The 394-nt window shown below is 46.2% G+C and carries 1 protein-coding gene; it reads left to right on the top strand.

Translation table 11 applies throughout. The features are described from left to right. Nucleotides 1-394 (top strand): hypothetical protein (locus HMPREF3201_RS11920; RefSeq protein ID WP_197408276.1); only part of this gene is annotated, 394 nt, incomplete at both ends.

Genomic DNA, 394 nt, shown 5'->3' on the forward strand with positions numbered 1-394 from the left:
CGACGACATTATTGGTGAAAACAGTAAAGTTAACTTGAAGTTCACTGGTGACGATACGTCTGAAAATGGCACGATTACGAAGATAAATGGTGCCACCCTCAATGTCCTCGGTGGAGCGAGTGAATTTACGGCAGCTAATAATATCGGTGTCGTAAAAGAAAATGACGCACTGAAAGTTAAGCTGGCAAAAGACATTTCCATGGGCGACGGCAGCATTACCTTTGCACCTACGGGAGCAAAAGACGCTGACGGCAATACCTTGGTACAGGGTGAAGATGGTAAGTGGTACTCTGACCTGTCCGATGCTACCTATGATGCGACGAATAATGTTTACACGAAAGCTGACGGAACTACTGTAAGCGCCGTAGAAAATCCGATTGTTTCGGCCGTTACC

Source organism: Megasphaera sp. MJR8396C (genome assembly GCF_001546855.1).
Classification (GTDB): domain Bacteria; phylum Bacillota; class Negativicutes; order Veillonellales; family Megasphaeraceae; genus Megasphaera.